Raw genomic sequence first — 22051 nt, forward strand, 5'->3', positions numbered from 1 at the left:
CGCCCATGGGGCGCTCCTACAGGGAAACTCCAGGCCAATGAAAAAGCCGCCCGAAGGCGGCTCTTTCAACGAACGGGCGCGCTTACAGCTGCGGGCCGGCGTTCTTGATGGCGTCGCTCACGTCGAACTTCTTGAAGTTCTCGATGAACTTGCTGGCCAGGCCCTTGGCGGCTTCGTCGTAGGCAGCCTTGTCAGCCCAGGTGTTGCGCGGGTTGAGCAGGTTGGTCTCGACGCCCGGAACGGCTTTCGGCACGTCCAGGTTGATGATGTCCAGGTGCTCGGTCTCGGCGCCGATCAGAGCACCGCTCTGGATGGCGGCGATCACGCCACGGGTGGTCGGGATGTTGAAGCGCTTGCCGACACCGTAGCCACCGCCGGTCCAGCCGGTGTTGACCAGGTACACCTTGGAGCCGAAGGCCTTGATGCGCTTGATCAGCAGCTCGGCGTAGACGCCAGCCGGACGCGGGAAGAAGGGCGCGCCGAAGCAGGTGGAGAAGGTCGACTTGATGCCGCCGCCCGAACCCATTTCGGTGGAACCGACCAGCGCGGTGTAGCCGGACAGGAAGTGGTAGGCCGCCTGCTCGTTGTTCAGGATCGACACGGGCGGCAGTACGCCGGTCAGGTCGCAGGTCAGGAAGATGACCGCGTTGGGCTCGCCACCCAGGTTGGCTTCCGAACGCTTCTCGACGTGCTCCAGCGGGTAGGCCGCGCGGGAGTTCTGGGTCAGGCGGTCGTCCGCGTAGTCCGGGGTGCGCTCGGCGTCGAGAACCACGTTCTCCAGCACGGCGCCGAACTTGATGGCTTTCCAGATGACCGGTTCGTTCTTCTCGGACAGGTCGATGCACTTGGCGTAGCAGCCGCCTTCGATGTTGAAGACGACGCCTTCGCCCCAGCCGTGCTCGTCGTCACCGATCAGGTAACGGCTTTCGTCGGCCGACAGGGTGGTCTTGCCGGTGCCCGACAGGCCGAAGAACAGGGTCACGTCGCCGGCTTCGCCGATGTTGGCGGCGCAGTGCATCGGCAGCACGTCTTTTTCCGGCAGCAGGTAGTTCTGCACGGAGAACATGGCCTTCTTCATTTCACCGGCGTAGCGCATGCCGGCGATCAGCACTTTCTTCTGGGCGAAGTTGAGGATCACGCAGCCGTCGGAGTTGGTGCCGTCACGCTCGGGCACGCACTCGAAGTTGGCCACGTTCAGCACCTGCCACTCGTCGCGGCCGGCCGGGTTGTAGGTTTCCGGGTTGATGAACAGGGCACGGCCGAACAGGTTCTGCCAGGCGGTGGCGGTGGTCATCTTGACCGGCAGGTAGTGATCGGCAGCCGAACCTACATGCACGTGGGAAACGAAATGTTCCTGCGCGTTGTTGAAGGCTTCGACACGCGCCCACAGGGCGTCGAACTTGTCGGCCGGGAACGGGCGGTTGATCGCGCCCCAGGCGATGGAGTCCTTGCTACCGGGCTCTTCGACGATGAAGCGGTCGGCAGGCGAGCGGCCGGTGCGGTGGCCGGTTTCCACGACCAGCGAGCCGTTGTCGGCCAGGCGACCTTCGCCGCGGCGAATGGCTTCCTCGACCAGTTGGGCAACGCTGATATCGGTGTACACGGCTTTATTGGCTTGCGTCATGTGGGTCCCCATCGGCCGGAGCCGAGTCCTCCAAACATTGCGTAGTGACTTCTGATTCCCACTACAGCGGAAAAAAGTCGCGGGATTATGCCAGAAAAGATTCTGGATCGTGCAGCCTCTGATCCGCTGCACGCGCCAAGCGTTCGGCTATCGAACCGATAGCCGCGATCAATGGCGGGTTTCTGACGGCGCCGCGCTGCCGCCACCGGCGAACAGTTGGGCGATGTCGTTGCCGTCGAACAGGTAGCGCTGGTTGCAGAACTGGCAGTCGACGGTGATCTCGCCGCCGAGCTCGCCCAGCAGGCGTTCGGCGTCGTCCTGGCCCAGGCTGACCAGCGCATTGGCCGAGCGCTCGCGCGAGCAGCTGCAGCGGAACACCAGTGGCTGGCCGTCGAACAGGCGCACGTCCTCTTCGTGGTACAGGCGGTGCAGCAGCGTTTCGTTGTCCAGGCCCAGCAGCTCCTCGGCGGTGAGGGTGTCGGCCAGGGCGGTGACGTGCTGCCAGCTGGCCTCGCGGGCCTCAGCGTCCTTCAGGCGGTCGGCCGGCAGTTGCTGCAGCAGCAGGCCACGGGCATGGCGGCTGTCGGCATTGAGCCAGAAGCGGGTCGGCAGCTGCTCGGAGGTGGCGAAGTAGCCGCTCAGGCACTCGGCGAGGTTGGCGCCTTCCAGCGGCACGATGCCCTGGTAGCGCTGGCCGTTCTTCGGGTCGATGGTCATGGTCAGCACGCCGTCGGGCATCAGCTCGTGCAGGCCCGCGCCGTCCTTCACCGACTCCGCGTCGTAGCGGGCCAGGCCACGCACTTCGCGGTCGCTGGAGCACTCGATCATGAGCAGCGGCACGCTGCCGCTGGAGCGCGCCTGGAGGATCAGCAGGCCGTCGAACTTCAGGGTGCCGCACAACAGGGCCGCGGCGGCGAGCATCTCGCCGAGCAGTTCGGCCACCGGCTGCGGATAAGGATGCTTGGCCAGCACCTCGGCGTAACTGCGCTCCAGCTCGACCATCTCGCCGCGGACGTCGGAGTTGTCGAAAAGGAAACGTTGACTTTGATCGTTCTGGGACATGCTGGGCACAACGCTGCTCGGATGCAGAAATGAATGACAAGCCGGTTACAAAGGCCTATAAAGCGCGCTTTGCGTCACCCGCCCGCACCTGGGTGGTTCGAAAAGGGGGATCGATTCTATGGAGAAAGCCTCTCCGTTCCAAGCCACCTGGTCGTGGCGAGCGTTCATCGCCTGCCACCTGCTGGCCCTCGTCCTGCTGCTGCTCTGGCTCTGGGCACCGACCCGCGCGGCGATCGACCTGTTCGATTACAGCCTGTTCCACGCCCTCAATGCGCCTCTGGCGACCAACGACACCTGGCGCGACATCTTCGCCGTGGCCAGCACCCGGCCGTTCGACGCGCTGGTCGGCCTCCTCCTGCTCGGCCTGCTGATCCGCGGCGACTGGATCTTCAAGGCAACCCAGGTGCGCGCGGCAAGCTTCGGCCTGATTGCCACCATGCTGGTACTGGTAGTGGTCCGCGTGCTCTACGCGAAGCTTGCGCATCATATGGACTGGCAGCACGACAGCATTTCCACCTTCGCCCCGGACGCCGTGCACCTGGCACAGTACTTCCCGTCCTGGAACGGCACCTTCCACGAGATCAAGGACCAGTCCGCGCGCAGCTTCCCCGGCGACCATGCTTCGGTGCTGCTGGCCTGGGCCCTGTTCCTCACGCTGTTCGCCCGCACCGCCCTGCAGTGGGTTGTGATCTGGGGCCTGGCGCTGCTGCTCATGCTGCCGCGCCTGGTGGCCGGCGCCCACTGGGGGCAGGACGACTATATAGGAGGGGTGCAGATGGCCCTGGTCGCCCTGGCCTGGAGCTGCTTCACACCTTTCGTCGCCTGGGCCTCTGGCGGGCTGATCCGTCTGACCGATCCGCTGTTCGACCTGCTGGCGAAGATTCCGCTGCTCAATCGACTGAGCGTGGTCTCCGCCTGAGCCGGTTTTCTGGGTCCCCGCGTTCGCGGGGATGACGGCCGAAGGGGCTCACCACGGCACGTCATTCCCGCGCACGCGGGAAGCCAATAAAAAGCCTCACTCCTGATCGTCGAGGAAGTGCAGCAACTGCCGGCGCTGCTTCTTGCTTGGCCTCCCGTCGGTCTGCACGCCCAGCGCACCAGCCTTGCGCCGCGCAGCGGCGTCCTCGCGGCGCTTCACACTCTCCTCGGTCTCCTCGTACAACTGCTGCGCTTCAGGCGCACCGCGGCGTACCACCGACAGCGCCTTGATCACCACGGTGCGTTCGTCGAAGCCGGTACGCAGCACATATTCCTCGCCGACCTTGGGCTCCTTGCTGGGTTTGCAGCGCTCGCCCCGGCAATGCACCTTGCCGCCTTCGATAGCCGCCTTGGCCAGCGCGCGGGTCTTGTAGAAGCGCGCCGCCCACAGCCATTTGTCCAGGCGCACCTTGTCGTCGTCTTTCTCGCTCACGGGACTGCATCCACAGGTCTGTAACCTGGCCAGTCTACCCTCGGGCCGGCGTTGTCGGCAGGCCCCTGGCGGGTGCCAATGGCCCTGCTAGAATGCCGCAAAACCCAGGAACGGCAGCCCTTGAAGACCTTCGACCACCTCTCCGTGATCGGCCTGCGTGAATGGATCGCCCTTCCTGACCTCGGGATCGTCGGCCTGCGCGCAAAGATCGATACAGGCGCCAGCACCTCCAGCCTGCATGCCAGCGACATCGTCACCTTCCACCGCGACGGCCGCGACTGGGTGCGCTTCACCGCCCACCTCGGCACCCAGGTGCTGCGCCGGCATCGCTGCGAGGCGCCGCTGGTGACGATGAAGACCATCAAGAGCTCCAACGGCCAGAGCCAGCACCGCTATGTGATCCGCACCACCCTGGCCCTGGGCGATCGCATCTGGCCTGTGGAATTCACCCTGGCCTGCCGCAAGACCATGCGTTACCGCGTTCTGCTCGGCTCCAAGGCGCTGGTCCAAGGCCAACTCGTGGTCAACCCGGCGCTGACCTACGTCCAGGACAAACCCCTCATCATGGTTACCCCCGCCCTTTCAGGTGCTCAATGAAAATCGCCGTGCTGTCGCGCAATCCGCGCCTGTATTCCACCCGTCGGCTGGTGGAGGCCGGGCAGCAACGCGGACATGAGATGGTTGTGATAGACACCCTGCGTGCCTACATGAACATCGCCAGCCACAAGCCACAGATCCACTACCGCGGCCAGCCCCTGGAAGGCTTCGACGCGGTCATCCCGCGCATCGGCGCCTCGGTCACCTTCTATGGCTGCGCGGTGCTGCGCCAGTTCGAGATGATGGGCGTATTCCCGCTCAACGAATCGGTGGCCATCGCACGCTCGCGCGACAAGCTGCGCTCGCTGCAGCTGCTTTCGCGCAAGGGCATCGGCCTGCCGATCACCGGCTTCGCGCACTCCCCCGACGACGTCCCGGATCTGATCCAGATGGTCGGCGGCGCGCCCCTGGTGATCAAGCTGCTGGAAGGCACCCAGGGTGTCGGCGTAGTGCTGGCAGAGACCCAGAAGGCCGCGGAATCCGTGCTCGAAGCCTTCATGGGCCTCAAGCACAACATCATGGTCCAGGAGTACATCAAGGAAGCCGGCGGCGCCGACATCCGCTGCTTCGTGGTCGGCGACAAGGTCATCGCCTCGATGAAGCGCCAGGCCGCGCCCGGCGAATTCCGCTCCAACCTGCATCGCGGCGGCAGCGCCAGCCTGATCAAGATCACCCCGGAAGAACGCATGACCGCCATCCGCGCGGCCAAGGTCATGGGCCTGAAGGTCGCCGGCGTCGACATCCTGCGCTCGCACCACGGCCCGCTGGTGATGGAGGTGAACTCCTCGCCGGGCCTGGAAGGCATCGAGACCACCACGCAGAAGGACATCGCCGGGGTGATCATCGAGTACCTGGAGAAGAATTCCGGGCCGCACTTGGTCCGCACTCAAGGTAAGGGGTGAGGAGACGCGTACGCGACGCATGCGTCGCGCTCACGAACGACCGGCCAGGGAAGGCCGGGCCGAGGGTTCCGGCAGGAACGATGCCTCGACAGGGATATCTACTCAGCGCTCACATGAAGCACACCGCCGCTCCGTCTGATCACGAATAACCGATGCCAAAATCCCCCCGTTCCTCCGAACTGACCTGGTCGCCCATAGAGGGCCGCGTCGCCCTGGTGGCACCCGCCTCCTCAATCGCCGATGAGGTCTTCGAGGCCACCCTGCGCCAGCTCGAAGTGCTCGGCATCGACTACCACCTGGGCGAACACGCCGAGGCGCGCTATCGCTATCTGGCTGGCACCGTCGAGCAGCGACTGGAAGACTTTCACAAGGCGTTCGAGCTACCCGACATCAGCGCAGTCTGGTGCCTACGCGGCGGCTACGGCTGCGCGCAGCTGGTGCCAAACCTGGACTGGGCGCGATTGCAGGCGGCCTCGCCACGGCCTCTGATCGGCTTCTCCGACATCTCGATCCTGCTCAGCGCCTTCCATCGCCATGGCCTGCCGGCCATCCACGGCCCGGTGGCCAGTGCCCTCGGCTTGCAGCCGCTGAGCGCTCCGGCCGAACAACGCGAGCGCCTGGCCTCGCTGGCTTCGCTAAGCCGCGTGCTGGCCGGCGATGAGCGACGACTGCCGACAGCACACCTGATGGGCCCGAAACAGGCCGTGGAAGGACAACTGGTCGGCGGCAACCTCACAGCACTGGCCAGCACGGCCGGCACGGTCGCCGGGCTGCATGCGCCGGCGGGGGCAATCCTGATCCTGGAAGATGTCGGCGAGCCCTTCTACCGCCTGGAACGCAGCCTCTGGCAGCTCCTGCAGAGCATCGACGCAGCGAGCCTTGGCGCTGTGGTGCTGGGTACCTTCACCGACTGCCCGCGCAAGAACGTGGCGCACAGCCTGGAAGAAATCTTCAGCGAATACCTGAAGCCGCTGGGCATTCCGCTCTACCACCAACTGCCCAGCGGGCATGGCGCACAGAACCGCGCCTGGCCTTATGGGAAGGTGGCGCGGCTGGATGCGAAAGGGTTGAGCTGGTAGATCGATGGTTCGCGTCAGGACGCCCCACGCGGCAGCATGAGTCCGAGCGGCAGGCAGACCCGCGCTTCCATCCCGCCGCCTTCGCGATTACGCAGTTCGACGCTGCCGCCATGCTGCGCGGCGATGCGCTTGACGATCGCCAGTCCCAGGCCGGTGCCCTTGCCGCCGCGCGCCTTGTCGCCACGAATGAAGGGATTGAAGATGCTGTCCAGTTCCTGCGGGGCGATGCCGGGACCGCGATCGAGCACGCTCAACACGATATAAGGCGCGCCTCCGCCACCGGCCAGGTGGCTGGCCACCTCGACATGACCGCCGCCGTGATGCAGCGCGTTGCCGATCAGGTTGCCAAGCAGGCGCTTCATCGACACGCGGCGCAACGGGAATGGCGGCAGCGGCTCCAGGGAAATGCCGACGCGCTTCTCACCCTGGTTGAAGGGCGCCACCACCTCACGCGTCAGTTCGTTGAGGTCACCCTCCTCCACCGGCTCGTCGCGACCGTCGCGGATGAAGGCGAGGAACTGGTCGAGGATCTGGTCCATGTCCTCGATGTCGCGAACCATGTCCTCGACCATTTCGCGCTCACCCTCGGGCATCAGCTCCAGCGACAGGCGCAAGCGCGTCAGCGGCGTGCGCAAGTCGTGGGAAACCCCGGCGAGCATCAGTTCGCGCTCGCGCCCGACCTGCTCGACGTCGTCAGCCATCTGGTTGAATGCGCGATAGACCTCGGCCATCTCGCTGGGCGTGTCCTGCCCCAGCGGCAGGCGCACGCTGCGGCCCTTGCCGAACTCCCGCGAGGCTACCACCAGGCGCTTGAGCGGCTTTCCGAGCTGGCGCACGAAGATCCAGGCCGCCGCGGTGGAAAGCAGGCCGATGCCGAGGAACCAGCCGAGCACGCTCCAGATCTGCTGGCCGCGCAGCGGGTGCGGATACAGCGGAATGCCCAGCCAGCCGTCGCCGAGACTGGGCGCGTGAACCCAGAGCATGGACGGCGCGTGGATGCGCAGGCGCGTCTCGGTGTCCGGCCCGAGTTCGGTGCGCATCTGCCGCTGGAAGATCCCGCTATACGGCCAGTGCTGCTCTTCCGGCTGCTCGTTTTCCTGCGACACCCAGGACAACCCCGCCGACTTGGCGATGGCTTCGCGCGAGCGCTCGTCGGCCGCCCAATAGGCGCGCACGGTCAGCGCCGCGCCGTGGCTGTACTGGCGGTCGACCACCATGTCCTCGTTCATCAGCAGGTAGACCAGCGTCAGCGCCTTGGAGAAGAGCACGACGATGAGCACCAGCCAGAGGGTGCGGGCGAAGAAGCTTTGCGGGAACCAGAGCGGGGTTTTCAAGAGGACTTACCAGGAAGGAGCTGGTGCAGGAGCGAGCTTGCTCGCCCCTGCCATCGGGGTCATTTACGGGCCGCGCCATCGGGTACGAACACATAGCCGACACCCCAGACGGTCTGGATGTAGCGCGGCTTGGACGGGTCCGGCTCGATCAGCCGGCGCAGGCGCGAGATCTGCACGTCGATGGAGCGCTCCAGCGCGTCCCACTCGCGGCCGCGGGCCAGGTTCATCAGCTTGTCGCGGGTCAGCGGCTCGCGGGCGTGCTGCACCAGTGCCTTGAGCACGGCGAACTCACCCGTGGTGAGCATGTGCACTTCCTCGCCTTTCTTCAGCTCGCGGGTAGCGAGGAAGAGTTCGTAGTCGCCGAAGCTCACCACTTCGTCCTCGCCCGCTGGAGCGCCCGGCACCAGCGGCGTCTGGCGACGCAGCACGGCCTTGATCCGCGCCAGCAGCTCGCGCGGGTTGAACGGCTTGGCCAGGTAGTCGTCGGCGCCCAGCTCCAGGCCCTGGATGCGGCTGGATTCGTCGCCCTTGGCGGTGAGCATGATGATCGGGATCTGGTTGTTCGCCTCGCGCAGGCGCTTGCACGCCGACAGGCCGTCCTCGCCGGGCAGCATCAGGTCGAGTACCACCAGTTGGAACAGCTCGCGGGCGAGCAGGCGGTCCATCTGTTCGGTGTTCTCTACAGCACGCACGCGATAGCCCTGCTCCTCGAGGAAGCGTTCGAGCAGACGGCGCAGGCGCGCGTCGTCGTCGACGATGAGGATTTTTTCGCCTTCGGGAAGAGTGGCGGGGTTCGACATGGTGGCTCCAGTTCTGATCGGGCCGGCGATTATCGCCCAGCCGCGCATTCCAACGGTCTGACCATTGTTAGCAGATTTTTCCCCGACCGACCGCCCTCCGGGTCAATCGGCCACGGGTATAATGCGGCGCTTTTGCGGCGGGGCGTTGTCATAGACGCCTGCACAGCGCCCGGGCGCGGCAGCCAAGCCCCGTATTTCGTTGGTTTCACCAGGTGGATTCATGGACAGCATCAACACCCGTATCGCCGAAGAGCTTTCCGCACTGCCCTCCGGCCGCGTTCAACCGCAGCAAGTCGCCGCTGCCGTCGCCCTGCTCGATGAAGGCTCCACCGTCCCCTTCATCGCCCGCTACCGGAAAGAAGTCACCGGCAGCCTCGACGACACCCAGCTGCGTATGCTGGAAGAGCGCCTGCGCTACCTGCGCGAGCTGGAAGAGCGCCGCGGCGCGATCCTCGCCAGCATCGAGGAACAGGGCAAGCTGACCCCGGAGCTGACTCGCGAGATCAAGCTGGCCGACACCAAGACCCGCCTCGAAGACCTCTACCTGCCGTACAAGCAGAAGCGCCGCACCAAGGGCCAGATCGCCCTGGAAGCCGGCCTCGGCGAGCTGGCCGACGCGCTGTTCAACGACCCGACGCTCACCCCGGAAGCCGAAGCCGCACGCTTTGTCGATGCCGAGAAGGGCTTCGCCGACACCAAGGCCGTGCTCGAAGGCGCCAAGTACATCCTCATGGAGCGCTTTGCCGAGGACGCCACCCTGCTCGACCGCCTGCGCGTGTTCCTCAAGGACAACGCCACCCTGACCGCGCGCCTCGTGCCCGGCAAGGAAACCGAAGGTGCCAAGTTCAGCGACTACTTCGAGCACGACGAGCCCCTCAAGAGCGCCCCGTCGCACCGCGCGCTGGCGATTTTCCGCGGCCGCAACGAAGGCGTGCTGAGCGTCGCCCTGAAGGTCGGCGACGAGCTGCCGGGCACTGCGCACCCGTGCGAAACCATGATCGGCGAGCGCTTCGGCGTGAGTAACCAGGGCCGCGCCGCGGACAAGTGGCTGGCCGAGGTGGTGCGCTGGACCTGGAAGGTCAAGCTCTACACCCACCTGGAAACCGACCTGCTCGGTGAGCTGCGCGAAGGCGCCGACGCCGAGGCGATCAACGTCTTCGCCCGCAACCTGCACGACCTGCTGCTCGCCGCTCCGGCCGGCCCGCGCGCCACCCTGGGCCTGGACCCAGGCCTGCGCACCGGCGTGAAGGTCGCCGTGGTCGATGCCACCGGCAAGCTGCTGGACACCGCCACCGTCTACCCGCACGCGCCGAAGAACCAGTGGGACCAGACCATCGCCGTGCTCGCCGCCCTGTGCGCCAAGCACAAGGTCGAGCTGATCGCCATCGGCAACGGCACCGCCAGCCGCGAGACCGACAAGCTGGCCATCGAGCTGATCAAGAAGTACCCGGCGCTCAAGTGCACCAAGGTCATGGTCAGCGAGGCCGGCGCCTCGGTGTACTCCGCTTCGGAACTGGCCGCCAAGGAATTCCCGGACCTCGACGTGTCGCTGCGCGGCGCCGTCTCCATTGCCCGCCGCCTGCAGGATCCGCTGGCCGAGCTGGTGAAGATCGAGCCCAAGTCCATCGGCGTCGGCCAGTACCAGCACGACGTGTCGCAGCTGCAACTGGCGCGTAGCCTGGATGCGGTGGTGGAAGACTGCGTGAACGCCGTGGGCGTGGACGTGAACACCGCTTCCGCCGCCCTGCTGGCGCGCATCTCCGGCCTCAACAGCACCCTGGCGCAGAACATCGTCTCGCACCGCGACGCCAACGGCGCGTTCAAGACCCGCGACGAGCTGAAGAAAGTCAGCCGCCTGGGCGAGAAGACCTTCGAGCAGGCCGCCGGCTTCCTCCGCGTGATGAACGGCGACAACCCGCTGGACGCCTCGGCGGTGCACCCGGAGACCTACCCGCTGGTGCAGCGCATCGCCGCCGACACCGGCCGTGACATCCGCTCGCTGATCGGCGACTCCGGCTTCCTCAAGCGCCTCGACCCGAAGAAGTTCACCGACGAGCAGTTCGGCCTGCCGACCGTCACCGACATCCTCAAGGAACTCGACAAGCCTGGCCGCGACCCGCGTCCGGAGTTCAAGACCGCCGAGTTCCAGGACGGCGTGGAAAGCCTGAAGGACCTCACGCCCGGCATGGTGCTGGAAGGCGTGGTGACCAACGTCACCAACTTCGGCGCTTTCGTCGACATCGGCGTCCACCAGGACGGCCTGGTGCACATCTCGGCGCTGTCGGAGAAGTTCGTCAAGGACCCGTACGAAGTGGTCAAGGCTGGCGACATCGTCAAGGTGAAGGTCATGGAAGTGGACATCCCGCGCAACCGCGTCGGCCTGTCCATGCGCATGAGCGACACCCCCGGCGAGAAGGTCGATGGCCCGCGTGGCAGCGGTCGTCCGCAGGGCGGTCAGCGCAACGAGCGCAGCGCCCCGCGCCAGCAGGAGAAGGCCCCGGCAAACAACGCCATGGCCTCGCTGTTCGCCAACGCCAAGCAACTGAAGAAGAAGTAAGGAACCGCCATGAGCGAGATGCCCAGCCGCGACATCATGATCAGCGCCTTCAGCGAAAACATCGGCCTGGAGCCGGTGCGCATCGGCGACGGCGAGGCGGAGGTGAGCCTGAGGATGGCCGAACACCTACGCAATCGCGGTAACGTGATGCATGGTGGGGCGATCTTCTCGCTGATGGACGTGACCATGGGCCTGGCCTGCTCCAGCGCCCATGGCTTCGACCGCCAGAGCGTGACCCTGGAGTGCAAGATCAACTACATCCGCGCCGTCGCCGAGGGCGAAGTGCGCTGCGTAGCCAAGGTCCTGCACGCCGGGCGTCGCTCGCTGGTGGTGGAAGCCGAAGTGTTCCAGGGCGACAAGCTGGTCGCCAAGGGACAAGGCACCTTCGCCCAGCTGTAAGCCGCCCTTCCCCACCTGCACTATCCTGACCATCGGCAGCCCGCACGCCACGCGGGCTCCGGTGAGTCGCAGCCCGCCAGGCGACAACGCCGGCCGCCCTCCCCCTTGTAGACCGCCTGGTCCACCCCCATAGTGGGGCGACCGCCGCGTGAAGGACTTCAAATTGAGCGACCTACTTTCCCGCCGCCTGGCTCTGCTCGGTGACGCTGCCAACCTGCCCCTGCTCGCCCAGTGCCTGCACGGTATCGAGCGCGAATGCCTGCGCGTCGACGAGGCCGGCCGGATGGCCCTGACCGAACATCCGCGCGTGCTCGGCTCGGCCCTGACCCACCCGCAGATCACCACCGACTACTCCGAGGCGCTGCTGGAGTTCATCACTCCGACCAGCACCAGCGTCGAACAGACCCTCGGCTCGCTCGAAAGCATCCATCGCTTCGCCAGCCAGCACCTCGACGGCGAACTGCTGTGGAGCCCGTCGATGCCTTGCGAACTGCCGGACGAGGAGACCATCCCGATCGCCCGCTACGGCACCTCCAACATCGGTCGCCTCAAGTACGTCTACCGCAAGGGCCTGGCGCTGCGTTACGGCAAGACCATGCAGTGCATCGCCGGCATCCACTACAACTTCTCGCTGCCCGAGGGGCTCTGGCAGCTGCTGCAGAAGCACGAGGATGGCGGTCAGTCGCTGCGCGACTTCCAGTCGGCGCACTACATCGCGCTGATCCGCAACTTCCGCCGCTACAGCTGGCTGCTGATGTACCTGTTCGGCGCCTCGCCGGCGCTGGATGCCGGCTTCCTGCGCGGCCGCCCGCACAACCTGCAGGCGTTCGACGAGCACACCCTCTACCTGCCCTACGCCACCAGCTTGCGGATGAGCGACCTGGGCTACCAGAACAACGCCCAGGCGGGCCTGACGCCCTGCTACAACGACCTCGACAGCTACGTCGAGAGCCTGCGCCGCGCGGTCAGCTCGCCCTACGAGCCGTACGCAAAGATCGGCACCAAGCAGAATGGCGAGTGGGTGCAGCTGAACACCAACGTGCTGCAGATCGAGAACGAGTACTACTCGAGCATCCGTCCCAAGCGCGTGACCCACACCGGCGAGCGGCCGATCCAGGCACTGGAGAGCCGCGGCGTGCAGTACGTCGAAGCGCGCTGCCTGGACATCAACCCCTTCCTGCCGCTGGGCATCGACGCCGCCGAGGGCCGCTTCCTCGACGCCTTCCTGCTCTATTGCGCGCTGCAGGACAGCCCGCTGCTCGCCGACGGCGAATGCGGTGCGGCGACCAGCAACTTCCTCAAGGTGGTCAAGGAAGGCCGACGTCCGGGCCTGCACCTGCAACGCGGCGGGCAGACCGTACCGCTGCAGGTCTGGGCCAGCGAGCTGGTCGAGCGCATCGCACCCATCGCCGAACTGCTCGACCGCGCCACCGGCAGCAACGTCCACGCGCAAAGCCTGATGCAACAGCGCGAGAAGATCGCCGATCCGGATCGCACCCCGTCCGCCCAGGTACTGGCGGAAATGCGCGAGCGCGGCGAAAGCTTCACCGCCTTCGCCCTGCGCAAGAGCCGCGAGCATGCCGAGCAGCTGTCCAAGCCGCTGCCGGCCGCCGAGCAGGAAGCCTTCGAAGCCATGGCGCGCAACTCCCTGGCCGAACAGGAAGCGCTGGAACGCCAGCCCGAAGGCGACTTCGACACCTTCGTCGCCGCCTACCAGGCGAGCATCCTGGGTCTGATCGGCGTCTGAGATCGCTGCAAAGAAAAAAGAGGCCTTCGGGCCTCTTTTTCATTTGTGCCTTTCACTGATGCGCGAAATCACCTTGTAGGAGCGTACCTTGTCCGCGATAGCTGGATATCCCTGCGCGATTCGCGGATGAGATCCGCTCCTACGAAAAGCCGGCGTTACAGGCTCTTCTCGAACACCTGCGAATTGCGCTGATAGTTGTACAGCGAGGCACGCGCCGCCGGCAGGCGGTCGACGCTGCTGGGCTGGAAGCCGCGCTCGCGGAACCAGTGGGCGGTGCGCGTGGTGAGCACGTAGAGGGTCTTCACACCCAGCGCGCGGGCGCGCTTCTCGATGCGCTCGAGCAGTTCATCGCCACGACCGCCGTGGCGGTACTCCGGGTTCACCGCCAGGCAAGCCAGTTCGGCCGAGTCGGAGTCGGCGATCGGATAGAGCGCCGCACAGGCGATGATCAGACCCTCGCGTTCGACGATGCTGAACTGCTCGATCTCGCGCTCCAGCACCTCGCGCGAACGGCGCACCAGGATGCCTTGCTCCTCCAGCGGACGAATCAGTTCCAGCAGGCCGCCGACATCCTCGATGCCCGCCTCGCGCAGCTGCTCGAACTGCTCCTGGGCAACCAGGGTGCCGTTGCCGGCGCGGGTGAACAGCTCGCTGAGCAGCGCGCCGTCCTCGGTGAAACTGACGATATGGCTGCGCCGCACGCCAGCGCGGCACGCCTGCGCGGCGGCGTCGAGCAGTTCGGCCTGATAGCTGGTGCCCAAACGTTGCAGGTGCGACGGCACCTGCTGCGGGCGCAGCTCGCGGACCAGCGCGCCGTCCTCGTCCAGCAGGCCGCGCTCGGCGCCGAACAGGATCAGCTTGTCGGCGCCCAGTTCGATGGCCGCGCGCATGGCCACGTCCTCGCAGGCGAGGTTGAAGATCTCCCCGGTGGGCGAGTAGCCCAGGGGCGAGAGCAGCACGATGGAGCGCTCGTCGAGCAGGCGGTTGATGCCCTTGCAGTCGATCCGCCGCACCTCGCCGGTGTGGTGGTAGTCGATGCCCTCGACCACGCCGATCGGCCGCGCGGTCACCAGGTTGCCGGAGGCCACGCGCAGCCTCGCGCCCTGCATGGGCGAGGCGGCCATGTCCATCGACAGGCGCGCTTCGATGGCGATGCGCAAGCTGCCCACGGCATCGATCACGCACTCCAGGGTCGGTGCGTCGCTGACCCGCAAGCCGCGGTGGAAGCGCGGCGCCAGCCCGCGCGAGGCCAGGCGCGCTTCGATCTGCGGGCGCGAGCCGTGCACCAGCACCAGGCGCACGCCGAGGCTGTGCAGCAGCACCAGGTCATGGACGATATTGCCGAAGTTCGGGTCTTCCACACCCTCGCCGGGCAGCATGACCACGAAGGTGCAGTCCCGGTGGGCGTTGATGTAGGGGGAGGCGTGACGTAACCAGTTGACGTAGTCGTGCATTGTGCAGAAAGCCTGTAAGCGTCGAGCGATGAAGGGTTGTCGAGTGCAAAGAGCCGGCAAGGGCGGGCGCGGCGGTTATCGTCGTCGCATGCACATCGACAGATATCTCCTCTTCATGACGTTTACAGGCAGTAGTGCTTGATCAGGCCGCGCAGCAGCTCCACGGTCGGAGGAATGCGCGCAAGGTCCAGATGCTCGTCTGGCTGGTGGGCGCAGGCGATGTCGCCGGGGCCGAGCACCAGGGTCTCGCAACCGAGCTGCTGAAGATACGGCGCTTCGGTGCCAAAGGCTACCGCTTCCGCCGAATGCCCGCTTAGACGTTCGGCCAGGCGCACCAGCTCGCTGTCCGCCCCCTGCTCGAAGGGCGGCACGGCGGGAAATAATGGGTGGTAGTCCAGGCGCACCGAGAATCGCTCTGCCAGCGGCTGCAGACGCTCGCCAATGGCCCGCCGCAGGGCCTCCGGGTCCATACCCGGCAGCGGCCGCAGGTCGAACTCCAGGGCGCATTGGCCACAGATGCGGTTGGGGTTGTCGCCGCCGTGGATGCAGCCAAGGTTGAGGGTCGGCTGCGGCACGCCGAACTGCGGATTGTTGAACTCGGTCTGCCACTGCGCGCGCAACGCCAGCAGCTCGCCGATGGCGGCGTGCATGGCCTCCAGGGCGCTATGCCCCAGGCGCGGATCGGAGGAATGGCCGCTCTGCCCGTGGATCTCGATGCGCTCCATCATCACGCCCTTGTGCAGGCGGATCGGCCGCAACCCGGTGGGCTCGCCGATCACCGCGGCGCGCGCCAGCGGCTTGCCGGCGGCGGCCAGGGCGCGAGCGCCGGACATGGAGCTTTCCTCGTCGCAGGTGGCGAGGATCAGCAGCGGCTGGCGCAACGGTTGGTCGAGCAACGGCAGCAGCGCCTCGATGACGATGGCGAAGAAGCCCTTCATGTCGCAGCTGCCAAGGCCATACCAGCGCCCGTCGCGCTCGTCGAGGCGCAGCGGGTCGCTTTTCCACAGGGACTCGTCGTAGGGCACGGTGTCCGTGTGCCCGGCGAGTACAAGGCCGCCGGGGCCGCTGCCGAGGCTGGCGAGCAGGTTGAACTTGCCGGGCGTCACTTCCTGCAGCTTGCAGGCGAAGCCGAGGTCGCTCAGCCAGTTGGCCAGCAGCTCGACCACCGGGCGGTTGGACTGGTCGAGGGTGGCCTGGGTACAGCTCACCGACGGCAGGGCGAGCAGGTGCGCGAAACGGTCTTTCAGACTCGGCAGGGACATGGGCTTCTCCGAACGCTTTGCCGCCATCATGGCCCAGGAAGGCGGACGATTAAACCTCCGGGACGCCAGCCGCCTCCTGTACACTGACGGCCCTCGACGCACGCGCCCAGCGCCGGGCCCGGCACCCTTTCGCCGCGCCCCGTCTACCCTTTTCCTTCCAGGGCGGCAGCCGCCCCCGACCCGGAACCCGTCATGCAGAAAGAAACCGAAATCAAGCTGCGCGTCAGCCGCGAAACCCTCGACGCGCTGCGCGACCATCCGCTGCTGAAGAAGCGCAACAAGTCCGGCTGGCAGCAGAGCGAACTGTTCAACCAGTACTACGACACCCCGGCCCGCGACCTCGCGCGCGCCCGTGTCGCGCTGCGCCTGCGCCGCGATGGCGAGCAGTACATCCAGACCCTGAAGAGCCGCGGCCACAGCGTGGCCGGGCTGTCCGAGCGCAACGAGTGGGACTGGTACCTGGACAAGGCCAAGCTGGACCTGAAGAAGCTCGACGACCAATGCTGGCCGGCGGCGCTGGCCGACCTCGACAAGAAGCAGCTGGCGCCGATCTTCACCACCGACTTCAACCGCCAGCGCGCGGAAATCGCCTGGGGCCGCGGCAAGGCCAAGGTCGTGGTGGAAGCCGCCCTCGACCTCGGCAAGGTGATCGCCGGTGAGCAGGAAGAGGAAATCTGCGAGCTGGAGCTCGAACTGCGCCAGGGCGAACCCGAAACGCTGCTGGAGCTCGCCGCCGAACTGGCCGCCGACCTGCCGCTGATGCCCTGCGACATCAGCAAGGCCGAGCGCGGCTACCGGCTGTACGACCCGGCCAGCTATTCGGTGCAGGCCGATACCCAGAAGCTGCTGGCGGAAACCCCGCTCGACGGCGCCTTCGCCGGCATCGCCTGGGCCCTGCTGGGCAACAGCCAGCGCCTCGCCGAGCAATACCGCTACAACGGCCACTGGCGCCTCCTGCAGGACTGGCTGCAACAACTGGTCGACCTGCGCGCGCTGCTCGGCAGCCTCGGCCAGGTGGTGCCGCGCGCCAGCTCCCGCGAGTTGCGCGAAGCCCTGGACGCGCTGATCGCCGACTGGAGCCCGCGCCTTGAGCAAGGCGAAACCGACGAAAGCGTCCGCCAGCAGGCGCCGGAAGCCTTCCGCGCCGAGCTCGCGCAAACCCGCTGGGGCCTGTTCTCGCTCAACGCCTCGCTCTGGCTGCTCAAGCGCGCCTGGACCGAAGGCCGCAACGAGCGCGGCAACCGCCAGGGCGCTGCGGCGCTGGGCAAATGGCTGCCGCGCCAACTGGCCGAGGAAGCCGAAGGCCTGCCGCTGTCGCGCGCCCAGCAGGACCCGATGCTGCTCGTCGACCACCTGCCGCGCCTGCAACGCATGCTGGTCTGGCTGCGCCAGGCGCGCGACGTCCTGCTGCTGGCCGAGGTCGACCGTCTCTATGGCGAGCTGGTGAAGCTGCAGCAGATGATCCAGCAGCGCGACCCCGAGACGCTGGATGCCCTGGCGGCCCAGGCCCATACTGTGCTGGCTCTCAAGCCCTGGAAGGCGCTTTTGAAATAAGCTGGGAACCCGGCGGCGCGGGGAGGACTCAGAACCGTTCCACCCGCAGCCGTCCGCGGCACATTCAACGCAGGGAGTCCGCATGTCCGTGTTCGCATCGCCAGCCCAGGACCGTTGGCTGGATCTGGCCGATATCCTCCACGAGCTGGTTGCCCAGGGGCGCATCGCGCAGGCCGATGCCGAGCAATGCCTGGCGATCCGTCGCAGCGCGGTGAAGAACCAGCAGCACCCCCTGGAATTCCTTGCCGCACAGCAGGTCCCGGACCTGCGCCACCCCGGTCGACACCTGGACCTGGACCAGCTCGTCCACTGGCTGGCCGAATACTCCGGCCAGCCCTACCTGCGCATCGACCCGCTGAAAATCGACGTCGCCGCGGTCACCCCGCTGATGTCCTACGCCTTCGCCCAGCGCCACAAGATCCTCGCCGTGGCGGTGGCGCCTGACAGCGTCACCATCGCCAGCGCGCAACCCTTCGTGCACAGCTGGGAGAGCAACCTCACCCACGTGCTCAAGCGCCCGATCAAGCGCGTGGTGTGCAACCCGCAGGACATCCAGCGCTTCACCACCGAGTTCTACCGCCTGGCCAAGTCGGTCAGCGGCGCCTCGGCGCAGGACATGAAGATCAGCGGCGTCGGCAACTTCGAGCAGTTGCTCAAGCTCGGCGCCAACGACCAGGAACCCGATGCCAACGACGCGCACATCGTCACCATCGTCGACTGGCTGTTCCAGTACGCCTTCCAGCAGCGCGCCAGCGATATCCACATCGAGCCGCGCCGTGAACAGGGCACCGTGCGCTTCCGCATCGACGGCGTGCTGCACAACGTCTACCAGTTCCCGCCGCAGGTGACGATGGCGGTGGTCAGCCGCCTGAAGAGCCTCGGCCGCATGAACGTCGCCGAGAAGCGCAAGCCGCAGGACGGCCGGGTGAAGACCAAGACCCCGGACGGCGCCGAGGTCGAACTGCGCCTGTCGACCCTGCCCACCGCCTTCGGCGAGAAGATGGTGATGCGGATCTTCGACCCCGAAGTGCTGCTCAAGACCTTCGACCAGCTCGGCTTCTCGCCCGACGACATGCGCCGCTGGCAGAGCATGACCAAACAGCCCAACGGCATCATCCTGGTCACCGGGCCGACCGGCTCGGGCAAGACCACCACGCTCTACACCACGCTCAAGCAGCTGGCCACGGACGAGGTGAACGTCTGCACCATCGAGGATCCGATCGAGATGATCGAGCCCTCGTTCAACCAGATGCAGGTGCAGCACAACATCGACCTGAGCTTCGCCAGCGGCGTGCGCGCCCTGCTGCGGCAGGACCCGGACATCATCATGGTCGGCGAGATCCGCGACCTGGAAACCGCCGAGATGGCGATCCAGGCGGCGCTGACCGGCCACCTGGTGCTCTCCACCCTGCACACCAACGACTCGCCCACGGCCATCACCCGCCTGCTGGAGCTGGGCGTGCCCTACTACCTGATCCGCGCCACCGTGCTCGGCGTCATGGCCCAGCGCCTGGTGCGTACGCTGTGCCCGCACTGCAAGGCGCCGATGGCGCTGGAAGAGTCCGACTGGCAGGAACTGACCCGCCCGTGGAATGCCCCGCTGCCAACCGGCGCGCACCAGCAGGTGGGCTGCCTGGAATGCCGCGACACCGGCTACCGCGGACGCGCCGGGGTCTACGAGATCATGCTGCTGACCGACAACCTGAAGCAGTTCATCACTCCCGACACCGACCTCATCCAGCTGCGCCGCCAGGCGTTCAAGGAAGGCATGCGCAGCCTGCGCCTGTCCGGCGCGCAGAAGGTCGCGGCCGGCCTCACCACTATCGAGGAAGTGCTGCGGGTCACGCCGCAGAGCGAGCAGAAATAACGTCGGTCTGCTGGATCCCCGCGTTCGCGGGGACGACGACGCAAGCACCGTCTTTCCCGCGCACGCGGGAATCCAGCAGAGCCCCACAGGAAGTATTTCGACCAAGGAGTGCGCTACATGGAAACCGGCAGTGTCCTGATCCTCTTTGTCATCCTCGCGGTGGCGATCGTGTTCATGGGCTTCAAGGTGGTACCGCAGGGCAACGAGTGGACGGTCGAGCGCTTCGGCCGCTACACCGGCACGCTGAAGCCGGGGCTGAACATCATCGTCCCGGTGATGGACCGCATAGGGCAGAAGATCAACATGATGGAGCGCGTGCTGGATATACCGCCGCAGGAGGCGATCAGCGCCGACAACGCCATCGTGCAGATCGACGCCGTGTGCTTCTTCCAGGTGGTCGACGCAGCACGCGCGGCCTATGAGGTCAGCGGCCTGGAGAACGCCGTGCGCAACCTGGTGATGACCAACATCCGCACCGTGCTCGGCTCCATGGAGCTGGACCACATGCTCAGCCAGCGCGACGCGATCAACGAGCGCCTGCTGCGCACCGTCGACGAGGCCACCGCGCCCTGGGGCCTGAAGGTCACCCGCATCGAGATCAAGGACATCAGCCCGCCGGCCGACCTGGTCGAAGCCATGGCCAGCCAGATGAAGGCCGAGCGCCTGAAGCGTGCGCAGATCCTCGAAGCAGAAGGCCGCCGCGCAGCGGAAATCCTCACCGCCGAAGGCAAGAAGCAGGCGCAGATCCTCGAAGCCGAAGGCCTGCGCCAGTCGGCCTTCCTCGAATCCGAAGCCCGTGAACGCCAGGCCGAGGCGGAAGCCAAGGCGACCCGCGTGGTCTCCGAGGCCATCGCCACCGGCAACGTGCAGGCGGTGAACTACTTCGTCGCGCAGAAGTACGTCGACGCCCTGGGCCAGTTGGCCGCCTCGAACAACAGCAAGATCGTCCTGATGCCGCTGGAAGCCAGCCAGGTGATCGGCGCGGTGGGCGGCATTGGCGAGATCGTCAAGGCCACCTTCGGCGACGCCTCCGGCGCCAAGCGGAGTTGAGGCCATGTGGGAATACCTGCAGCACCTGAGCTTCTGGGACTGGCTGGCCTTCGGCACCCTGCTGCTGATCCTCGAAGTGTTTGGCGCCGGCGGCTATCTGCTCTGGGTCGGCGTGGCTGCCGCGGCAACCGGCGTACTCACCTTCCTCATCCCGGCCATGGACTGGACCTGGCAGTTCCTCGCCTTCGGCATCCTCTCCCTGCTCACCGTGGTGTTCTGGTGGCGCTACCAGCACCGTCCCGGCGCCAATGCCGCGGCCAGCGGCCTGAACCGACGCGGCAGCGAGCTGATCGGCCGGCAGTTCGCGCTGCACGACGCAATAGTCGGCGGGCGCGGCAAGGTCCGCGTCGGCGACAGCCTGTGGCTGGTCAGTGGCCCCGACCTGCCGGCCGGCGCCCAGGTGAAGGTCACCGGACAGGACGGCGTGCTGCTGCTGGTCGAGCCGGCCTGAGCTCCTACGCAGCGCCCACAAAAAAAAACGCCATTCGGCGGGCTTTTTCATGCGGCTGCGGGCTCAGTTGGCCAGTGGCTTGGCCGCCGCGCGGCGGTAGGCCCAGACCATCAGCGCGATGCCGCCGAGGATCATCGGCACGCAGAGCAACTGGCCCATGGTCAGCCAGTCCCAGGCGATGTAGCCCGGACCACCATTGCCGCCGGCACCCTGGTCGGCGTCCGGCAGGCGGAAGAACTCGACGAAGAAGCGGAAGCAGCCGTAGCAGAGGATGAACAGGCCGGACACCGAGGCGGTCGGGCGCGGTTTGCGCGAGAACAGCCAGAGGATGATGAACAGCGCGATACCTTCCAGGGCGAACTCGTAGAGCTGCGACGGGTGGCGCGGCAGCTGTGCGGGGTCGCTGTACGGCGGGAAGATCATCGCCCAGGGCACGTCGGTCGGCTTGCCCCACAGTTCGGCGTTGATGAAGTTGCCGATACGCCCGGCACCCAGGCCGATCGGCACCAGCGGCGCAATGAAGTCCATCAGCTGGAAGAAGCTCTTGCCGTTGCGCTTGCCGAACCACCAGGTCGCCAGCATCACCCCGAGCAACCCGCCGTGGAAGGACATGCCGCCCTCCCAGACCTTGAACAGGTTCAGCGGATTGCTCAGATAGAAGTCCGGCTTGTAGAACAGCACGTAACCGATGCGCCCGCCGAGGACGACACCGCAGGCGACCCAGAACACCAGGTCGGAAAGCTTCTCCTTGGTCCAGGTCGGATCGAAACGGTCCAGTCGGCGCGAGGCGAGCAGCCAGGCACCGCCGATGCCGATCAGGTACATCAGGCCGTACCAGTGGATCTTCAGGGGGCCGAGCGACACCGCGACGGGGTCGATCTGTGGATAAGGCAGCATCGCT

Annotated in this window: 19 protein-coding genes; 11 read left to right on the forward strand and 8 right to left on the reverse strand. The window is 66.5% G+C overall.

The genetic code is table 11. From position 1 onward, the window contains the following. Positions 1-82: 82 nt before the first annotated feature. Together PKB_RS27250 and hslO are read right to left on the reverse strand one after the other, a co-directional pair. On the reverse strand, positions 83-1624 hold the full coding sequence (locus PKB_RS27250; RefSeq protein ID WP_043256247.1) for a phosphoenolpyruvate carboxykinase: 1542 nt from the start codon (positions 1622-1624) through the stop codon (positions 83-85). Positions 1625-1792: 168 nt separating this feature from the next. Next, on the reverse strand, positions 1793-2686 hold the full coding sequence (gene hslO, locus PKB_RS27255) for an Hsp33 family molecular chaperone HslO (protein WP_043256249.1): 894 nt from the start codon (positions 2684-2686) through the stop codon (positions 1793-1795). A gap of 118 nt (positions 2687-2804) precedes the next feature. Here hslO and PKB_RS27260 point away from each other — a divergent pair, with 118 nt between their 5' ends. Continuing rightward, positions 2805-3605 (forward strand): phosphatase PAP2 family protein, encoded by an 801-nt coding sequence (locus tag PKB_RS27260; protein WP_043256251.1) that lies wholly within the window; start codon positions 2805-2807, stop codon positions 3603-3605. 96 nt (positions 3606-3701) lie between these two features. On the opposite strand, the gene PKB_RS27265 is transcribed toward PKB_RS27260, so the two are convergent. Then, a complete protein-coding gene (locus PKB_RS27265; RefSeq protein ID WP_043256252.1) occupies positions 3702-4097 on the reverse strand; it encodes an RNA-binding S4 domain-containing protein in 396 nt (131 codons plus the stop codon). A 120-nt stretch (positions 4098-4217) separates the two neighbouring features. Here PKB_RS27265 and rimB point away from each other — a divergent pair, with 120 nt between their 5' ends. The 3 genes from rimB (at position 4218) to PKB_RS27280 (ending at position 6675) form a co-directional block, all read left to right on the forward strand. After that, complete coding sequence (rimB, locus tag PKB_RS27270; protein ID WP_043256254.1) at positions 4218-4694, forward strand: retropepsin-like aspartic endopeptidase RimB; 477 nt, start codon at positions 4218-4220, stop codon at positions 4692-4694. Next, a complete protein-coding gene (rimK, locus tag PKB_RS27275; RefSeq protein ID WP_043256256.1) occupies positions 4691-5596 on the forward strand; it encodes a 30S ribosomal protein S6--L-glutamate ligase in 906 nt (301 codons plus the stop codon). The genes rimB and rimK overlap by 4 nt, the downstream gene beginning before the upstream one ends. 152 nt (positions 5597-5748) lie before the next feature. Then, positions 5749-6675 (forward strand): S66 peptidase family protein, encoded by a 927-nt coding sequence (locus PKB_RS27280; protein ID WP_043256257.1) that lies wholly within the window; start codon positions 5749-5751, stop codon positions 6673-6675. Positions 6676-6689: 14 nt separating this feature from the next. Here the strand turns inward: PKB_RS27280 and PKB_RS27285 are convergent, their stop codons facing one another. Continuing rightward, entirely contained in the window at positions 6690-8009 is a 1320-nt protein-coding gene (locus PKB_RS27285; RefSeq protein WP_043256259.1) for an ATP-binding protein, read from the reverse strand. 59 nt (positions 8010-8068) lie between these two features. Further along, positions 8069-8809, reverse strand: a complete 741-nt coding sequence (ompR, locus tag PKB_RS27290; RefSeq protein WP_043256260.1) for an osmolarity response regulator transcription factor OmpR — start codon at positions 8807-8809, stop codon at positions 8069-8071. 220 nt (positions 8810-9029) lie between these two features. Here ompR and PKB_RS27295 point away from each other — a divergent pair, with 220 nt between their 5' ends. From PKB_RS27295 to gshA, 3 genes are all read left to right on the forward strand, one after another. After that, positions 9030-11366 carry a Tex family protein gene (locus PKB_RS27295; protein WP_043256262.1) on the forward strand — a complete coding sequence of 779 codons (2337 nt, stop codon included), beginning with the start codon at positions 9030-9032 and terminating at the stop codon, positions 11364-11366. A gap of 36 nt (positions 11367-11402) precedes the next feature. Then, entirely contained in the window at positions 11403-11765 is a 363-nt protein-coding gene (locus tag PKB_RS27300) for a PaaI family thioesterase (protein ID WP_043257858.1), read from the forward strand. A 163-nt stretch (positions 11766-11928) separates the two neighbouring features. Next, complete coding sequence (gshA, locus tag PKB_RS27305) at positions 11929-13512, forward strand: glutamate--cysteine ligase (RefSeq protein WP_043256263.1); 1584 nt, start codon at positions 11929-11931, stop codon at positions 13510-13512. A gap of 155 nt (positions 13513-13667) precedes the next feature. Here gshA and argA read toward each other — a convergent pair whose 3' ends face one another. Both argA and argE read right to left on the reverse strand, forming a co-directional pair. Beyond that, positions 13668-14966 carry an amino-acid N-acetyltransferase gene (gene argA, locus PKB_RS27310; protein WP_043256265.1) on the reverse strand — a complete coding sequence of 433 codons (1299 nt, stop codon included), beginning with the start codon at positions 14964-14966 and terminating at the stop codon, positions 13668-13670. Positions 14967-15088: 122 nt separating this feature from the next. Beyond that, positions 15089-16228: an acetylornithine deacetylase gene (argE, locus tag PKB_RS27315; RefSeq protein ID WP_043256267.1), complete on the reverse strand. Its 1140-nt coding sequence runs from the start codon at positions 16226-16228 to the stop codon at positions 15089-15091. Positions 16229-16420: 192 nt separating this feature from the next. Between argE and PKB_RS27320 the strand changes: the two genes are divergently transcribed. From PKB_RS27320 to PKB_RS27335, 4 genes are all read left to right on the forward strand, one after another. Further along, positions 16421-17782 (forward strand): CYTH domain-containing protein, encoded by a 1362-nt coding sequence (locus PKB_RS27320; RefSeq protein WP_043256268.1) that lies wholly within the window; start codon positions 16421-16423, stop codon positions 17780-17782. An 82-nt stretch (positions 17783-17864) separates the two neighbouring features. Next, positions 17865-19649 (forward strand): type IV pilus assembly ATPase TfpB, encoded by a 1785-nt coding sequence (gene tfpB / locus PKB_RS27325; protein WP_043256270.1) that lies wholly within the window; start codon positions 17865-17867, stop codon positions 19647-19649. 117 nt (positions 19650-19766) lie between these two features. Further along, positions 19767-20699, forward strand: coding sequence for an SPFH domain-containing protein (locus PKB_RS27330; RefSeq protein ID WP_043256272.1), 933 nt, complete (start codon positions 19767-19769; stop codon positions 20697-20699). Positions 20700-20703: 4 nt separating this feature from the next. Then, positions 20704-21150: an NfeD family protein gene (locus PKB_RS27335; RefSeq protein WP_043256274.1), complete on the forward strand. Its 447-nt coding sequence runs from the start codon at positions 20704-20706 to the stop codon at positions 21148-21150. A 63-nt stretch (positions 21151-21213) separates the two neighbouring features. On the opposite strand, the gene lgt is transcribed toward PKB_RS27335, so the two are convergent. Beyond that, positions 21214-22047 carry a prolipoprotein diacylglyceryl transferase gene (gene lgt / locus PKB_RS27340; RefSeq protein ID WP_043256276.1) on the reverse strand — a complete coding sequence of 278 codons (834 nt, stop codon included), beginning with the start codon at positions 22045-22047 and terminating at the stop codon, positions 21214-21216. Positions 22048-22051: the final 4 nt, after the last annotated feature.

Origin of the sequence: Pseudomonas knackmussii B13, from assembly GCF_000689415.1 — a bacterium.
Lineage (GTDB): Bacteria > Pseudomonadota > Gammaproteobacteria > Pseudomonadales > Pseudomonadaceae > Pseudomonas > Pseudomonas knackmussii.